Origin of the sequence: Treponema sp. (assembly GCF_052169735.1) — a bacterium.
In the GTDB taxonomy this organism is placed as follows: Bacteria; Spirochaetota; Spirochaetia; order Treponematales; family Treponemataceae; genus Treponema.
In genome coordinates this window covers 1-15,612 of the sequence record NZ_JBQNBW010000062.1, presented here as the reverse complement: position 1 = coordinate 15,612, position 15,612 = coordinate 1, and the positions used below count along the sequence as shown (strand labels likewise).

Below are 15,612 nucleotides of genomic sequence, written 5' to 3'. Positions count from 1 at the left end.
TACCACGAATTACAGACTTTTTAAACTTCCTATTTTATCTTGGACAGATGTGAAAAACACTCTATTTGCCGCATAATAAGCATTATATAGAGTGTTGTTTTGATTTTATACGATCATTAAACGGACACGGATGTCCGTGGTGTTAACCAGAAGTGAGTTTGCGGCAAGCAAACTCACGCATTAGCTTGTACATGGACGTACAAGCTAATGCAGCGCCACGGATGGCGCTGGTTCACAGCAGAAACGAGTTTTTTGTTCTACAAAAAACTCGTAAGTCACAAATGTACAAGGATGTACATTTGTGACGAGGGGGTAGCGGAAAAACAAACGGCGAACTTAAAAAAGCAGTAGTTGCGGTTGAGGGAACCGAAAACGCAACCGGTAATAGTTCAGAAGTCCGCCGTTTTTTTGGAGCGGAGGGGGCTGTTCTATTGAGCGTCTAACATATCGCCGCTCAATAGAACGTCGAGTTTCGGCTTTGTATATTTGCAAGCCGAAACATCGCTTGATTATATGTTTATTTTCAAACGCTGTTTGAAAATAAACGGAATTGAACTCATTCGTATGTTGAAACATAGCTCATTCGTTCAATTTTAAGGAGACTTCCCCCACCAAATAACCACATAAACGAACAAAAAGACCTCACTCTTCCATATCTTTTCCCAACCTTTTATGCTATACTCCCCAGTCTTATGAATACGGAAAATTTGAATCCTGAGCAGGCGAAGGCGGTCAATACGATTAACGGGCCGGTGCTGATTATTGCGGGGGCGGGGTCGGGGAAGACGCGTGTGATTACGTTTAGAATTGCGCATATGCTGGAAAGCGGGATTCCTCAGTCGCAGATTTTGGCGTTGACCTTTACGAACAAGGCGGCGCGGGAGATGGAGCAGCGGATTAAAGAGCTGACGGGCAAGAAGTTACAGAATTTAACGATTAGTACTTTTCACGCGCTGGGGGTGAAAATCCTGCGGGAATATATTGACCGGCTGGGATGGCGGCAGAATTTTAGCATTTACGACGAGGTAGACCGCAATCAGCTGATTAAGGAGTCGGCAAAGGAACTGAAAATTGCAACGGAAACGCTCGATGTGTACGGAGTGGGGACGCTGTTTTCTCAGATAAAGACGGGGCAGAAAAACTTTACGGCGCAGACGGCGGTGTATCGTCCGCTGTATAACGAATATCAGGCGGGACTCAAGCTGTTTAATGCGGTGGATTTTGACGATTTGATTATGCTGCCGATTAAGCTTTTTACCGAACATCCCGATGTGCTTGCGGTGTACAAGAACCGCTACCGGTATGTGATGGTGGATGAGTTTCAGGACACGAGTATTCAGCAGTATCAGATGATGCATTTAATTGCGGATGATAATGTCTGCGTGGTAGGCGATGATGATCAGTCTATTTATTCGTGGCGGGGGGCGAATTATGAAAATATCCGCCTGTTTGAAAAGGACTTTCCGCATCTGGTGGAGATTAAGCTTGAACAAAATTACCGTTCCACCGGTACGATTTTGGCGGCTGCAAACGGAGTGATTTCGCACAATACCAACCGGAAGGAAAAAGCGCTGTGGTCGGGGAACGGCTCCGGCAAGCCGATTGAAATTTTTATCCCGGAGAATGAGGCGGCAGAGGCGGATTTTATTGCGGACACTATCCTTACGGAGAAGCTGCGCGAGAACCGGAGCTATGCGGACTTCGGTGTTTTGATCCGCACCAACGGCTTAGGGCGCGCGATTGAAGAAGCCTTCCTCGATGCCAATATTCCGTACCGGATGTCCGGCGGCACGAGCTTTTTTCAGCGCAAAGAAATTAAAGACATTATCAGCTATCTGCGAGTGATTGCGAATCCCGACGATGATATTAACCTCTTGCGGATCATCAACACACCGCGGCGCGGTATCGGAAAAAAAACACTGGAAGCCCTCTCTGCAATCGCAACGGAAAAGGAGTGCTCGATCCGCATGGCGATTCTCGCATTGCTTGAGCGTCCGCCGGATGACTTCCGTGAAAAAAGCCTTGCTGATTTGGAGGAGTTTGTCGAGCTGATCAACTCCGAGCGGAAGCAGCTCCTGTCCGGGAAGGGCTTGGCAGGCAAGGTACGAAAGCTCGTGGAGCGTATTCAGTATTTTGACTATCTGACGCAGGAATTTCAGAAAAACGAAAAAGCGGCACGTTTTAAGTTTTTGAATATCGAAAGCCTTTTGCAGTCTATCGACACGTGGGAGACAAACCCTGACAACTTTGACCCTTCGCTGTATACTTATCTCAATCGCATCACGCTGTTGAGCCGCGATGACCAAAATGAGGAAGATACCGGCGAGGTGAATATCATGACCATCCACGCAGCGAAGGGATTGGAGTTCCCGGTGGTGTTTATCGCCGGTGCCGAGGAAGGCATTATCCCCCATGCCCGTAGTATGGAAGAAAATGCAGGGGATGTGGAAGAAGAGCGCCGCCTGTTCTATGTCGCTATTACCCGCGCCCGCGACAAGCTCATTATTACAAGCTGCCGGACTCGGCGCAGGCAGGCAGGCTTGTTGGAGTGCAGTCCCTCGCCGTTCTTGGAAGAAATTCCTGCGGAGCTGGTGCAGTACCATGAGCCGGACACAACGGTAGAAGAGGAAGAGATTGCAAAAATCTTTGCACAGATGAAAAAAAAGTTTTCAATGTAAGCTGTTGAAAAGTATACAAGTATGCAAAATACCTAACGGCATACATCTTTTTCTGGAGATCATAATGAAAAAAACAAACGCAATGCGCATATTAGAAGCCGCTCACATTCCCTATAAGTGTCTGGAATATGCTTGGGATGAAGATCATTTAGATGCGGTCTCTACTGCTCAAAAACTGGGAATAGAACCGGAAACCTTGTTTAAGACGATCGTGATGATAAGCGCCGGCAATGAGGTATTTGTGTTTTGTGTACCGGCTCCTGTATCAGTGAGCTTAAAAAAGGTAAAAAGCCTTACCGGAAAAAAGATTATGCCGCTTAAACTAGAGGCGCTCCAGCAAACAACGGGCTATATCCGCGGCGGCTGTTCCCCGGTCGGCATGAAAAAGCATTTTATCACCTACATCGATGAAACGGCACAGCTCTATGATCATATCTATGTAAGTGCCGGGGAACGGGGGCGGATGCTGTGCATCGCCCCAGCAGATTTGCAAGCAATCTGCGCCGCCGCTTTTTGCGATCTCACCGAAGCTGCCTCTGAGTAGCGTTATGGACTGCTCCATCAGCAATAGGGAACCTCTAAAACGGAAGTTTTTGGCGATTCTCATATGTGGAAAAGTGAAATTTTTTAGCAACAGCTTCTTTCTTTTTTACGTTTTTCAGCTTATAATCAAAGAAAGCATTGTTGTAAAAACTATGGGTATCTTCTTAAAACTCAACTATAGCTTTTTAGAGGTTCCCGACTGCAGTTTTCCACAATGGAGAGGTTTGTTATGCAAAAAAGCTATCAGGATGATTTTTTTCAAAATATGGAATTTCATATCCATCGCGAAATACGTGAAAAATGCCGATTTTCCAAAACACTGTTTTCTTCTACCGGTAATGTTATTATACGGAGTATTAATGATATTTATGCGTTTACGTTTAAATATAATGAGGTAGTTGAATCAGGAGCCTTTGGTATGCCGGTACATGCTGACCAGTACCTTAAAGCGGGGCAGCTGAATGCGATGGGGTTAATTGATGAAATCTTCCATTACATGTGCCGTTTATACCGGCAGAATGTGCGTAAGGATTTCTTCTCCAGCGGGTATGTTTTTGTGCAAAATGAGCTTGCAAAAGAAAAACTGCCCAATCTTGACGAGTTACTGCTGCAATTTTCTACGCTGTTTCCGCCATCGGAAGTATACAACGGTTCGATGACGGTAAAAGACTGGTTTAGCGGTACAGATCCCCTATCGGGCATCGAAAACAAATACCGTGCCTTTGAAGAGCTGATTCTCTGCAAACTGGCGAACGAAAATCCTGCCTTTCAGCCCTTTTATCCGCTCTTTACCGATGAGCAGCTTGCCGAACATCCCTCGTATAATTGTTTTTGGGATAGCCTCCGTACCTGGTCCGAGCAAAATAAAGCATTCGGTCCGGAAAACCTCGATCTTATTTCTCTGCTGAAGGCTCCGGTCTATTTTGCGCCGTTTAGTTTGAAAGGTCAGCTTGAATACATTAAGACACATTGGCTTGAATTACTGAGCGAATTTATCAGTAGGCTTTTAACCGGTCAAGATATTCTTTCCGAGGAAGAGAAAGCTGCGTGGCAAGGCGATGGGACAGGAGGAATTGGCGGATACGATCAAGAGGCATCTCATTATGAAGAGTTGACACAGGAGTATGAACGCTTTACCGTCGACCGCGATTGGATGCCGAATGTGGTGATGATCGCCAAAAGTACCCTTGTCTGGCTGGATCAGTTAAGTAAACGATATGAACATCCGATTACCCGGCTGGATCAAATTCCTGATGAAGAGCTAAATTTTCTTGCAGAATCAGGGTTTAACGCACTGTGGCTGATCGGTGTGTGGGAACGTTCTTCTGCAAGTGCACGGATTAAGCAGATTTGCGGAAATCAAGATGCTGCTGCAAGCGCCTATAGTCTGATGGATTACGAAATCGCCGGAGAGATAGGCGGTTGGGAAGCACTCGACAATTTACGCAGACGTGCAGAAGCGAGGGGGATAAAACTCGCAGCAGACATGGTACCCAATCATACCGGACTGGACTCCAAATGGGTTGCGGAACGTCCGGATTTGTTTATCCAAACCCGTGAAAGTCCCTTCCCCGGGTATAACTTTGACGGTGAAAACCTCTCACATGATTCCCGCATCAGCGTCTATCTTGAAAATCATTATTATTCAAAAACCGATTGTGCTGTTGTATTTAAACGGGTAGATAACCATACGGGCGATGTCCGCTATATCTATCACGGTAACGACGGGACAGGCTTACCGTGGAATGATACCGCTCAAATTGATTTTCTCAATCCTGAAGCCCGGGAAGAAGTAATCCAGAAGATTTTACACGTTGCCCGCAACTTCCCGATTATCCGCTTTGACGCGGCGATGGTGCTTGCCAAAAAGCATATCCGCAGACTTTGGTATCCTGAGCCGGGACAAGGCGGTGATATTGCAAGCCGCTCCCGTTTTGCACTTTCTGTGGATGAATTTCAAGCACGGCTGCCCGAGGAATTTTGGCGGGAGGTGGTAGACCGCTGTGCTGCCGAAGTTCCCGATACCCTCCTTTTAGCAGAAGCTTTTTGGATGATGGAAGGATACTTTGTGCGTACGCTGGGGATGCACCGTGTGTATAATTCCGCGTTTATGAATATGCTCAAGCGGGAAGACAATGCAAAATACCGGCTGACAATTAAAAACACACTCGAATTTGATCCTCAAATCCTCAAACGGTATGTAAACTTTATGAATAATCCCGATGAGGAAACCGCTGTTGCACAGTTCGGTCGTGATGATAAGTACTTTGGTGTGTGTACCATGCTGGTTGCTATGCCGGGCTTGCCGATGTTCGGGCACGGGCAGATTGAAGGTTTTGAAGAGAAATACGGCATGGAATACCGCCGTGCCTATTACAATGAACAGGTAAACACCGGTCTTGTAGAGCGGCACCAGCGCGAAATTTTCCCGCTTATGCGCAAGCGGTACGTTTTCTCTGATGTTGAACACTTCTTACTGTATGATTTCTGGACGAACGGACAGGTGAATGAAAACGTCTTTGCGTGGTCGAACTGCCACGGTGGAGAACGCGCTCTCATTCTCTACAATAATAAATATGAACAAGCAGTAGGCTGGATTAAACAGTCCGCTGCATATTCGGTAAAAGATGCCGCCGGTGAAAAACTGTTAATCCAGCGGAGTCTTGCTCAAGGTCTCCAGCTGACGGTTGCCGATGACCGGTTTGTCATCTTCCAAGAACAGCATTCAAAATTGTGGTTTATCAGAAAAAATACTGAAATTGCAGAACATGGATTATTTGCAGTACTCAACGGTTTTGAAACGCAAGTGTATTTGAAATTCTACGAGGTAACAGATACTGCCGATGGACTGTATCGTCAGCTCTACGAAAAGCTCAATGGAAGCGGTATTGCAGATATTACTATGGGAATTAACGAAATACAGTTCAAACCGCTTTATGATGCTCTTGCTGCTGTACTTACCAAAGACACGCTGCTATTCTGTATTCAGCTGGTGAAGAACTGTAAACACACCGCTGACAAGCAAGAGTGTGATGCAAAGATACAGTCTTTTATCAAAAAGACAGAATCTCTCGCGGCAGCGTTCTTTACTGCTTTGGATGAAACCTTCCGCAACAATCAAGATACGTACTTTATGAGCGGAATACATTCGATACGGAAACCGGAAGAACAGCAGGAGGCTGTCTCTGATTCGGAGAATACTCCTAAGAAAAAAGATGCACATAAACCGCTGCTCAAGCAATTGTTGAACCTCTATCGTGCACGGATGTACCGGCTGCTGCTTTGCGCCTCCGGCACATTGGTAAAAGAAACCCCGCTAACAGCAATTACCCCTGCAGTTATCGTATTTTTGCATAAACTTTGCGGAACCAGCACTGACCTTGCCGTTTCGTTTGGGGCAATACTCCTTATGGCTGTTGAAGACCTTGCCCGTTATTACGGCATTGAGGATAATACCGGAAGGCTATTCAGCTTTTTGCATCTGGATGAAAAGCTTACCGCACTCATTCGTGCTGAAGGGTATGAGATTAATCCTATTGAAAATAAAGCGAATACGGTGAAGTACCTGTACTTTATGCACAATGTGAGCGGAACAAAGATCATACGCCGCATGGGTATTGTCAACCGCTTGTCTCAAGATCCTTCTGTTATTACCCGGCTTGGTATTCATGAATGGGACGGCGTGAAATGGTTTAACCGTGAGGCTGCAGAGCTCATGTCAGATGATGTAGCCGGAATGCTCTTTCTCTCGGCAGCCCGCCCGGCAGCGTCTGATAAATGTCTTGCAAGAACTGCCGCTTCTGCAGAAAAATACTGTCGAATCGATACCGAATTTTGCGCAGCAATTCACCGATCCGGATATCGGGTCGACCGCTACCTCAAGCTATTTGCCGGAACTCTCAAGTAGATGATAAAGCAGATTGCACATCGGCAGCGCCGTTCTTTTTTTTACAGGCTGTGTTTCTGTTGCAGCCTGCTTACCTTAACCCTGTCATGCAAACCGGCACTGCGGAAAGAGAGTCGCACAGTGTTTATGCTGGGTGCCGTGTGCAGCATCCAACTCTTCACCGATATGCCCCATGCTGAGGCTGAGGCGGTGCTGCAAACCTGTGTCCGCCGGCTTGAGGAGCTGGAACTCGCACTGAGTGCAAATGCTGATACTTCCGCCTTGATCGATATAAACTGTGCAGCGGGGGCGGCGGCAGTGGCTGTACCGCCGGATGTCTACCCGGTATTTGTGCGTGCTGCCTTTTTTGCTGAAAAAAGCGGCGGTGCATTCAATCCCGTTATCGGCAGTGTGGTAAAGCTCTGGAACATCGGCTTTGAGAATGCAGCAAAACCTGATGATGCGGCAATTACCGAGGCTTTGCAGAATACCGATTATCGGAATATGAAGCTGGATGGTAGCACTGTTTTTCTGAAAAACGCTGGGATGAAGCTTGATTTAGGGGCGATTGCGAAAGGCTTTGCTGCTGACGAACTCGCCCGGATTGTCAAACAAGCAGGTATCACCCATGCGCTGATCGACATTGGCGGTACTATTTCCGCACTCGGTACCCGCGTAGACGGGAAGCCGTGGATTGTCGGCATCCGGGATCCGCGTGTCCGGCAGGGTGATCCGGTTATTTCTGCTGCAATGGAAAATCGCAGCATTTCTACCTCCGGCAGCTATGAACGCTACTTTGAGCAGGATGGCATCCGCTATCATCATATTCTTGATCCTGCAACCGGTTATCCTGTGCAGAATGACCTTGTATCCGTTTCGATCTTTGCCGATTCCGCTGCCGACGCAGACGCACTTTCCACCGCCTGCTTTGTACTCGGCTGTGATGCTGCTCTGCAGCTGCTTACGGAACTTCCCCATATAGATGCGCTTTTTATTTTTGACGATAATACTATCCGCACAACACCTGGTTTTGAACAAAAAATGAAGGTTTTGAATCCGTCATTCAAAAATCGTTAAGAATTTTAAAACTAACCGTAAAAAAGACGTAAATGACGCAAAGGTGTAATGGCGGTATATCTTAATTAAGCTACCCTTTCCAAACGCTGTATTGCTGCAGTTATATTAAAAAATAGCATTTTTTAGAGCAGCCCTAGACTATTTTACGTATACGTTTTAAAGAATACGTTCGCTTTGTTTCCGGTGATACACGGGCAATAATCCCGCAAAAGATGGTGTCTCCTGTTTCAGGAAGAGTAAATGGCTGCGGTACAAGGGTGAGGCTGCGAATGAGCGAGGCTTCGATAGAGCTGCCGATAATTGAATGGAGCGCTCCTATCATACCGGCATCGGTGAGATAGCCGGTGCCGCCGCTCAATATCCGTTCATCAGCGGTTTGGGTATGGGTATGCGAACCGAAAACACACGAAACCCGTCCATCCAGATAATAGGCAAGGGCTTCTTTTTCTTGCACTGACTCCGCATGAAAATCGATCAGTGTGATTCCATCAGGAATATCGGCTAATAAACGGTCCGCTGCTTGGAAGGGGCAATCAATCGGACGCATGTTCTCCCGTCCTTGCAGGTTGAGCACCGTAAGCGTTCCGCACGCTTTACGCACCGTAATGATTCCGCTTCCCGGAGCACGAGGATAGTTTGCCGGACGGAGCAGGCGCGGTTCCTTTTCAAAATATTCCCGAAAATCAAAACGCTCCAAACTATGATTCCCGCCGGTAATAATATCAACACCGGCTGCAAAGAGTTGTTCCGCCTGTTCAGGCTCTATACCGCTGCCATGCGCTGCGTTTTCACCATTGATAACGATAAAATCAGGTGCTTCTTCCCGAAGAAGCTGCGGGAGGATATGCAGAGCTGCATTCACTCCAATAGAACCGCAAATATCACCGCCGAAAAAAATAGTTATGGTATTCATAGGTATCTCTTTTTTGTCTTATCTTATTATCGGTTGAGTTTTGAAAAAGGCATAAAAAAACCGCTCCAGGAGTATGCAAGATGGAGCGGCTTAAAATAGAGTATAAATCATTCACACTTATCAATACTTTTACGAACGCCTTTGACTTATAGAAACCTCCTTACAAGGCATGCCTTGTATGTTCATAAGTTAACATAAGATTACATTAATGTCAAGCATATGTAACAAAAATCTTTATTTTTTTCAGAATCCTCTAATGCAGCGTACTGGAGAGGAGGGGCAGCAAACTAATACCTTTTTAGAGCAGCAAATGAAAAAGAAAAAGCGAGTGTTCGTCCAGATAGTCCAAAAATCGGGAAACAGCTGCTTACATCCGCTTTGTTCTTTGCTGCCGGTTTTACAGCTTATATGCAAATCACCGGCATCGGTCATTTTTTCAAAACGCAGCGCCGCATTCAAAAGGCGTTTAAAAAGCACTTGTTTTTAGATTCGGTTCCGGAGGATATATCAGGCGGCGTATGATTTTCTTCGGAAGCCGGCGAGGCGGAAGGGGGCATCTTTCTTCTTTGATCATATTATTAAAACCTGTCGCTTGCAAAATCTCGGCTGATAGAGTACACTAATAGTACAGGAGTTGACATAATGACAATACATAACCTTATGGAAGATTTCGTATATAATGAGGTAAACAAGGCCTTCGATGCTGCAAAGGATAAAAATGAGCCATGGTTTACTTGTAATTGTATGCAGTGCCGTTTGGATACGGTTTGTTATGTGCTGAATCGGATTAAACCCCGATATACGGCTTCCGGTAGAGGTATGGCGCATTTTTTTCAGATTGATCAATCAGAAAAAAATCAACTGATCGCTGATATCTCTATTTTGGCATTTGAAGGTATGAAAACCGTTTTAAGCGCGAAACGTTCGCATACTTCGTCCGACCAAGCATTACCTTCCGGTCATGTGTTTAATTTTCCGACCATTACAGGACGTATTTTGGATGGACAGACTTTCTCTCCTGTCTATGATCTACAGGTTGCGTTGTATCTTGAAGATGCGTTGGTTGCGCAAATGAATCATCTGTGGGATAATCCATATACTATTTCTCAAAGGACACCCGGTACGTATACTTTTTGGCCGTTTCCTATTCTGGCAACCGGCTTAGGCGAAAAGCGCATATTCAATTTTTATATTCATGCAGAACGGGATGGGTTTGATCCTATCCATTATCACTTTAAACTTGGGTTGGTTAGCGAACCGTCGGTAAAACGCGATCTTGATGCAGAAAGCTGTCATAGTTTGCCTAACTTGTATCTTTTCAACAGAGTCTAGCAGCTATCTGTCTATTGCAAATAGATAAAGGGTATTTCTGCATAAAGAAAGGGATGAATATGAAATTGGTGTTTTTAGGTCCTCCGGGAGCAGGAAAGGGCACTCTGGCGGCAGAAGTTGCAAAGGATTATGGAATTCCTCATATTTCGACAGGCGTGATGTTCCGTACAGCCATCAGTAAGCATACTTCATTGGGAGAAAAAATCAAAAAGATTATCGATTCCGGTGCGCTGGTTGATGATGAAACAACAGCAGCACTGGTAAAAGAACGCTTGTCAGCTGCTGATGCCCGGAATGGTTTTATTCTAGACGGTTTTCCGCGGACAATTGTGCAGGCGGAAATGCTCAAGCAATTTTGTACGCTTGATGCTGTGATAAATTTGGATATTTCTGATGAAGCCGTTGTTGAGCGCTTGTCCGGAAGACGGATATGTCCTTCTTGCGGAAGTAACTTTCATGTTTCATTTATGAAGCCGCAGACGGACGGTATATGTGATAATTGTCACAGTACGCTAATAATCCGTGAGGATGATAAAGCCGATGCTATTATAAAACGGATTGAAACATACCGTGCGCAAACATTCCCGCTGATCGAGTTTTACCGGAATGAGCATCTTTTGATAACGGTGGACGCACAACCTGCTCCTTCAGCGATTTTAGAAAACTTTAAAAAATTGTTTCCCCATAACCTCTAAACCTATACCTGAGTTTTTAGAGATACTCTGATAGCGCTAACAAGCTGCATAGTCTTTTTAGCGCTGCCGATAAGGATAGTGCCGCTTGAATTACACACTTGATGATGAAATTGCTGCTATTGCGACTGCGCTGGCTCCTGCTGCCCTTGGTATTGTACGCACTTCAGGGGAGCGGAGTTTTGAGCTTATCGCCCGTTTTTTTTCCCGTCCGCAGGCATTGCTGCAGGCTGCCGGACATACGCTTGTCTATGGATGGATTCATGATGGAGGAATAAAAATAGATGAGGTCGTCCTCTGTGTATACCGAGCGCCTAAGAGTAATACCGGCGAAAATGCCGTGGAAATTATCTGTCATGGCGGGCCGGGGATTGTAAAAAACATATACAGACTCTGCGTTAAACATGGTTTTCGCCCTGCAGAGCGCGGTGAATTTACCTTTCGTTCATTTATTCACGGCAAAACAGATCTCACCCGTGCAGAAGCAGTGCGGGAAATTATCGATTCAAAGACCAATACAGCCCAGCAAAAGGCTGCCGGACGGCTTTCGGGTACCGTTTTTAACACCATCGAAGCAGTAAAATCCGATATAATGACTGCACTTGCCGCTCTTGAAGTGGCAATCGAATATCCTGAAGACGAACAGACTATTGCGGACAGCTTTGATGAAGAGCTTTTACTCCGCCCGCTTGCGGTACTGCAAACACTCGCAGATTCATGGCAAAGTGAAAAAATCTATCAAACAGGGGTACGGTTGGTGCTGGCTGGTAAGACCAATGCCGGGAAATCTTCTCTTTTTAATGCACTCTTAAAAGAAGATCGAGCAATCGTATCTGATGTGCATGGCACCACCCGCGATTGGTTGGAGGCAACGCTGGATTTTAAAGGATTACCGATACATTTGTTCGATACAGCCGGACTCCGTGCAACCGATGATACCGTCGAAGCAATCGGGGTACGGCGGAGTGTGGAACTTGCATCGGCAGCCGACATTGTACTGTACCTTATTGACGGTACAAAGCCGCCGGTTGAAGATGATATCGCGTTTATTACGGAAAGCACTGTTCCGCTCATTATTGTCCGAACCAAGGCTGATAAAGGAGTGCCGGAACCCTTACCGGCGGCTTTGCTGCGGCATTCCACCGTTGAGATCAGCTCCAAGACAGGGGCTGGTATTGCTCAACTTATTGATATGACCGTTGCACTGGTAACGGCGGATGCCGCACTGCCGATGCAAACTGCGGATATATCGCTGGGGACGGAACGGCAGAAAGAAGCGGTAACGGCGGCGCTGGAGGCTTTACAGCACGCATTAACCGCAGCACGCAGCGGCTATCCCTTTGATGCCGTCATTCAGGATGCAGAAGAGGCTGTGTATCAGCTTGGCACTATTACCGGAGAAGTCCATTCGGACGATATTTTGGATAAAATATTTTCCGGATTCTGTGTCGGAAAATAGGCAGAAACTTTCGGCATTAACGCAAGACGAAAAAAATATTTTTCAGTATAATAGCCGCCATGTATTTTCATTATTCTGATTATGATGTAATTGTTGTCGGCGGCGGGCATGCAGGGATAGAAGCCTCGCTTGCCGCAGCACGCCTTGGAGCGCAGACGCTCCTTATCACCCAAACGATTGACAGCATCGGTAGAATGTCTTGCAACCCTTCAATCGGCGGGGTGTCCAAAGGTAATATTGTACGGGAAATAGATGCGCTCGGCGGTGAAATGGGTAAACTTGCCGATGCTTGTATGATTCAATACCGGCTCCTCAACAAAAGCCGCGGTCCAGCAGTCCAGTCTCCCCGTATTCAAGCTGATAAGTTTTTATACGCACAAACGGCACAGTATACACTTGAACAAGAAAAAAATCTTCATATTTATCAAGATACGGTAGTGGATATTCTTTCTACACAAACAGCAGAAACAGGAATCGTAGAAAACGGAACGATACAAGCTGTGGTAACGGCACGCTGCAGAACTATTTCGGCTCGGGCAGTGGTGCTTACCACCGGAACCTTTATGGAAGGAAAAATTTACATCGGTGATTTTGAAGCTGATGAAGGGAGGCTGGGAGAAAAAGCGGCGATCGGTCTGGGGACAGCTCTTGCACGTAAGGGCTTCACCATGATGAGACTCAAAACCGGTACCCCTTGCCGTGTCCTTAAAAAATCAGTAGACCTGTCCCAGCTGGAAGTACAGGAAGCAGATTCGGTTATGCGCCCCTTTTCCTTTGACACGGCAGAGATATTCCGCCCGTCGGCTGTTTGCTATGTGAGTTACACCAATGAACACACCCATGCGGTAATCAGAGAAAATTTCCACCGATCGCCGCTTTTTTCGGGCAAAATCCACGCGGTTGGCGCACGGTACTGCCCTTCTATCGAGGATAAGGTACGGAAGTTTCCGGAACGAACCCGGCACCAGCTCTATATAGAACCGGAGGGGCTGATGAGCGATGAACTCTACATCAACGGATTTTCGTCATCGCTGCCGGAAGATGTACAGGACACAATGCTCCGCACGCTTACCGGTTTTGCTGATGCGGTCATTACCCGCCCTGCTTACGCGGTAGACTATGCGGTTGTCTCTCCGCTCCAGCTGGGACCAGACCTCCAAACACGCCGGATTGCCGGGCTGTTTACCGCAGGACAGATCAACGGTACCTCCGGCTACGAAGAAGCGGGCGGTCAAGGTTTAATCGCCGGGATTAACGCAGCGTTGTATGCCAGAGCCGGTAAAGCAGGCGACAGCACAGAGCCGGCGGTATATGAACCCTTCACCCTCCGCCGTGATGAAGCCTACATCGGTGTTATGATTGACGATCTTATTACACAAGGGGTTGACGAGCCATACCGTATGTTTACCGCCCGCGCCGAATACCGCCTCAAGCTCCGGCATGACACTGCCGACGAGCGGCTGACTGAACGGGCATACCGCATCGGTTTACAGAAAGAAAGCTCTTTTACGCGCTTACAAGAACGGCTCAGCCAACGGCAAAAGCTCATTACCCATTGGCGGGAAGCAAAAATTACCGGGGAACTTGCAGAGGCTGAACCGGCACTCCGGTGTCATCTGGGTAAATCGCTTGCCGATGCCTTGCATGATCCGCTTATTCCCCTTGATCTGATATGCCGCTGCGATCCCGCAAGTACAGCATATCCGGAGCATATAAAAAACGCTGCGGAACTGGAAATCCGGTATGAGCATTATATTCTTGCACAGGATAAACGCATAGAAAAGATGAAAAAGATGGAAACCACCCGTATTCCGCCCGGTTTCAACTATGATGCTGTCTCCGGACTTTCAACGGAATCAACAGCTCGGCTTAAAAAAGTGATGCCTGCAACCATTGGACAAGCAAGCAGGATTCCCGGCATCCGTCCTTCCGATATTATGGTATTGATGGTAGCAATCAAATAAGAGCAGCTGTGCAGATTATAGGACTGTGCAGCTCATGTACGGAAGAACCTCAAGAACACAGAGGCTTAGCCCCGAACAGCTATCAGCATTTCGGCATCGGCATCGGTGATTAGCCCGCAAGCAAGCATATCATAGAGCTGCTCGCTATTTGTTTTGCTGAAAAATAACAGATCATCGGTGCCTAATCCTATCGGAACACCTGCATCTATCATCTTTTTAATAGGATGATCTTTTAAGGTAGGCACACTGCTCAACATGACATTGCTCATGGGGCATACATTACAGCGGATTTTCCGGTCAGCTAAGAATTGCAATACCGAATCATCAGAGGCAGCTCCGATACCGTGTTGTACTTCATCAAGCTCAAAGGCTTCTACAAATTGCCGTACAGACTTTGCATCGGAAAACTCACCGACATGAGCCTTTTTTTTGATATTGTATTTTTCCGCCAATTTGAAGATGTAGATAAAGTCTTCAATGCCTTCGAAGACTTCGGGACCGTATAAATCAACATTATTAAATACTTTGCTTTCAAATAGCGGATATACCCATCTACGAATAAAATCCCGGTCGAGTGTTTTTGAAATGCCGACTTCAGGGCGTATTTCAATGTGTGGTTTATATTTTGATACAAGTTCTGAAATATCAGATAAAAACTTATCAAGGTTGCTATCATAATGCTTCATAAACCCGATATCGATTGATGTTTCAAGCCAAACGACATTATCTGCAATCGCATCCTGTATGGACATTTCAAAGAGGTCTTTAACATCTTTTGCTGTTTGACAGCGCGGACGGGTATAAGCACCAATTACTTCATGCATCTCATCTAAACCGCTCATAGTACGGGGAAAATTAGGGATCGACATTCCCGCCCACCGCTTATAGTGTTCGTACTTCATGCTTAAGTTTAGATGATTATGTGTATCTGATTTCGGTTGAGATTTTAAATACTCAATATCTTTCATTCTAAAACCCTTCATAGTTCCTCTAGTACCTTTTTCTGTACTGTGAGAGCTCAGTGCTATAAGTATCGGTAAATAAGAAAAATTCTTTATTCGTGCGTTT

Annotated in this window: 10 protein-coding genes; 8 read left to right on the top strand and 2 right to left on the bottom strand. The window is 46.3% G+C overall.

Going from position 1 to position 15,612, the window contains the following annotated elements:
• Window positions 1–692: 692 nt before the first annotated feature.
• From ACTTJ8_RS09685 to ACTTJ8_RS09670, 4 genes are all read left to right on the top strand, one after another.
• Window positions 693–2,678: an ATP-dependent helicase gene (locus tag ACTTJ8_RS09685; RefSeq protein ID WP_442721066.1), complete on the top strand. Its 1,986-nt coding sequence runs from the start codon at window positions 693–695 to the stop codon at window positions 2,676–2,678.
• 64 nt (window positions 2,679–2,742) lie between these two features.
• Entirely contained in the window at window positions 2,743–3,222 is a 480-nt protein-coding gene (ybaK, locus tag ACTTJ8_RS09680) for a Cys-tRNA(Pro) deacylase (RefSeq protein ID WP_442721065.1), read from the top strand.
• A gap of 228 nt (window positions 3,223–3,450) precedes the next feature.
• Complete coding sequence (locus ACTTJ8_RS09675) at window positions 3,451–7,128, top strand: alpha-amylase family glycosyl hydrolase (RefSeq protein WP_442721064.1); 3,678 nt, start codon at window positions 3,451–3,453, stop codon at window positions 7,126–7,128.
• A gap of 126 nt (window positions 7,129–7,254) precedes the next feature.
• Window positions 7,255–8,184, top strand: coding sequence for an FAD:protein FMN transferase (locus tag ACTTJ8_RS09670; protein WP_442721063.1), 930 nt, complete (start codon window positions 7,255–7,257; stop codon window positions 8,182–8,184).
• A gap of 133 nt (window positions 8,185–8,317) precedes the next feature.
• On the opposite strand, the gene ACTTJ8_RS09665 is transcribed toward ACTTJ8_RS09670, so the two are convergent.
• The gene (locus ACTTJ8_RS09665; RefSeq protein ID WP_442721062.1) at window positions 8,318–9,097 is read right to left on the bottom strand and encodes a TIGR00282 family metallophosphoesterase; all 780 of its coding nucleotides are present in this window, start codon (window positions 9,095–9,097) and stop codon (window positions 8,318–8,320) included.
• A gap of 642 nt (window positions 9,098–9,739) precedes the next feature.
• Here ACTTJ8_RS09665 and ACTTJ8_RS09660 point away from each other — a divergent pair.
• From ACTTJ8_RS09660 to mnmG, 4 genes are all read left to right on the top strand, one after another.
• Complete coding sequence (locus ACTTJ8_RS09660; RefSeq protein ID WP_442716186.1) at window positions 9,740–10,429, top strand: late competence development ComFB family protein; 690 nt, start codon at window positions 9,740–9,742, stop codon at window positions 10,427–10,429.
• Between the two features lie 59 nt (window positions 10,430–10,488).
• Entirely contained in the window at window positions 10,489–11,124 is a 636-nt protein-coding gene (locus ACTTJ8_RS09655; protein WP_442718864.1) for an adenylate kinase, read from the top strand.
• An 85-nt stretch (window positions 11,125–11,209) separates the two neighbouring features.
• Window positions 11,210–12,580: a tRNA uridine-5-carboxymethylaminomethyl(34) synthesis GTPase MnmE gene (mnmE, locus tag ACTTJ8_RS09650; RefSeq protein WP_442721061.1), complete on the top strand. Its 1,371-nt coding sequence runs from the start codon at window positions 11,210–11,212 to the stop codon at window positions 12,578–12,580.
• A 59-nt stretch (window positions 12,581–12,639) separates the two neighbouring features.
• Window positions 12,640–14,544 carry a tRNA uridine-5-carboxymethylaminomethyl(34) synthesis enzyme MnmG gene (mnmG, locus tag ACTTJ8_RS09645; RefSeq protein WP_442721060.1) on the top strand — a complete coding sequence of 635 codons (1,905 nt, stop codon included), beginning with the start codon at window positions 12,640–12,642 and terminating at the stop codon, window positions 14,542–14,544.
• A 65-nt stretch (window positions 14,545–14,609) separates the two neighbouring features.
• Here mnmG and ACTTJ8_RS09640 read toward each other — a convergent pair whose 3' ends face one another.
• Complete coding sequence (locus tag ACTTJ8_RS09640; protein WP_442716201.1) at window positions 14,610–15,512, bottom strand: amidohydrolase family protein; 903 nt, start codon at window positions 15,510–15,512, stop codon at window positions 14,610–14,612.
• Window positions 15,513–15,612: the final 100 nt, after the last annotated feature.

Bases quoted from the DNA above. Each gene is read 5' to 3' on its own strand.
- mnmG (WP_442721060.1), top strand. From the start codon at position 12,640: ATGTATTTTCATTATTCTGATTATGATGTAATTGTTGTCGGCGGCGGG.
- ACTTJ8_RS09675 (WP_442721064.1), top strand. From the start codon at position 3,451: ATGCAAAAAAGCTATCAGGATGATTTTTTTCAAAATATGGAATTTCAT.
- ACTTJ8_RS09640 (WP_442716201.1), bottom strand. From the start codon at position 15,512: ATGAAAGATATTGAGTATTTAAAATCTCAACCGAAATCAGATACACAT.
- ACTTJ8_RS09670 (WP_442721063.1), top strand. From the start codon at position 7,255: ATGCTGGGTGCCGTGTGCAGCATCCAACTCTTCACCGATATGCCCCAT.
- ACTTJ8_RS09660 (WP_442716186.1), top strand. From the start codon at position 9,740: ATGACAATACATAACCTTATGGAAGATTTCGTATATAATGAGGTAAAC.
- ACTTJ8_RS09665 (WP_442721062.1), bottom strand. From the start codon at position 9,097: ATGAATACCATAACTATTTTTTTCGGCGGTGATATTTGCGGTTCTATT.
- ACTTJ8_RS09685 (WP_442721066.1), top strand. From the start codon at position 693: ATGAATACGGAAAATTTGAATCCTGAGCAGGCGAAGGCGGTCAATACG.
- ACTTJ8_RS09655 (WP_442718864.1), top strand. From the start codon at position 10,489: ATGAAATTGGTGTTTTTAGGTCCTCCGGGAGCAGGAAAGGGCACTCTG.
- ybaK (WP_442721065.1), top strand. From the start codon at position 2,743: ATGAAAAAAACAAACGCAATGCGCATATTAGAAGCCGCTCACATTCCC.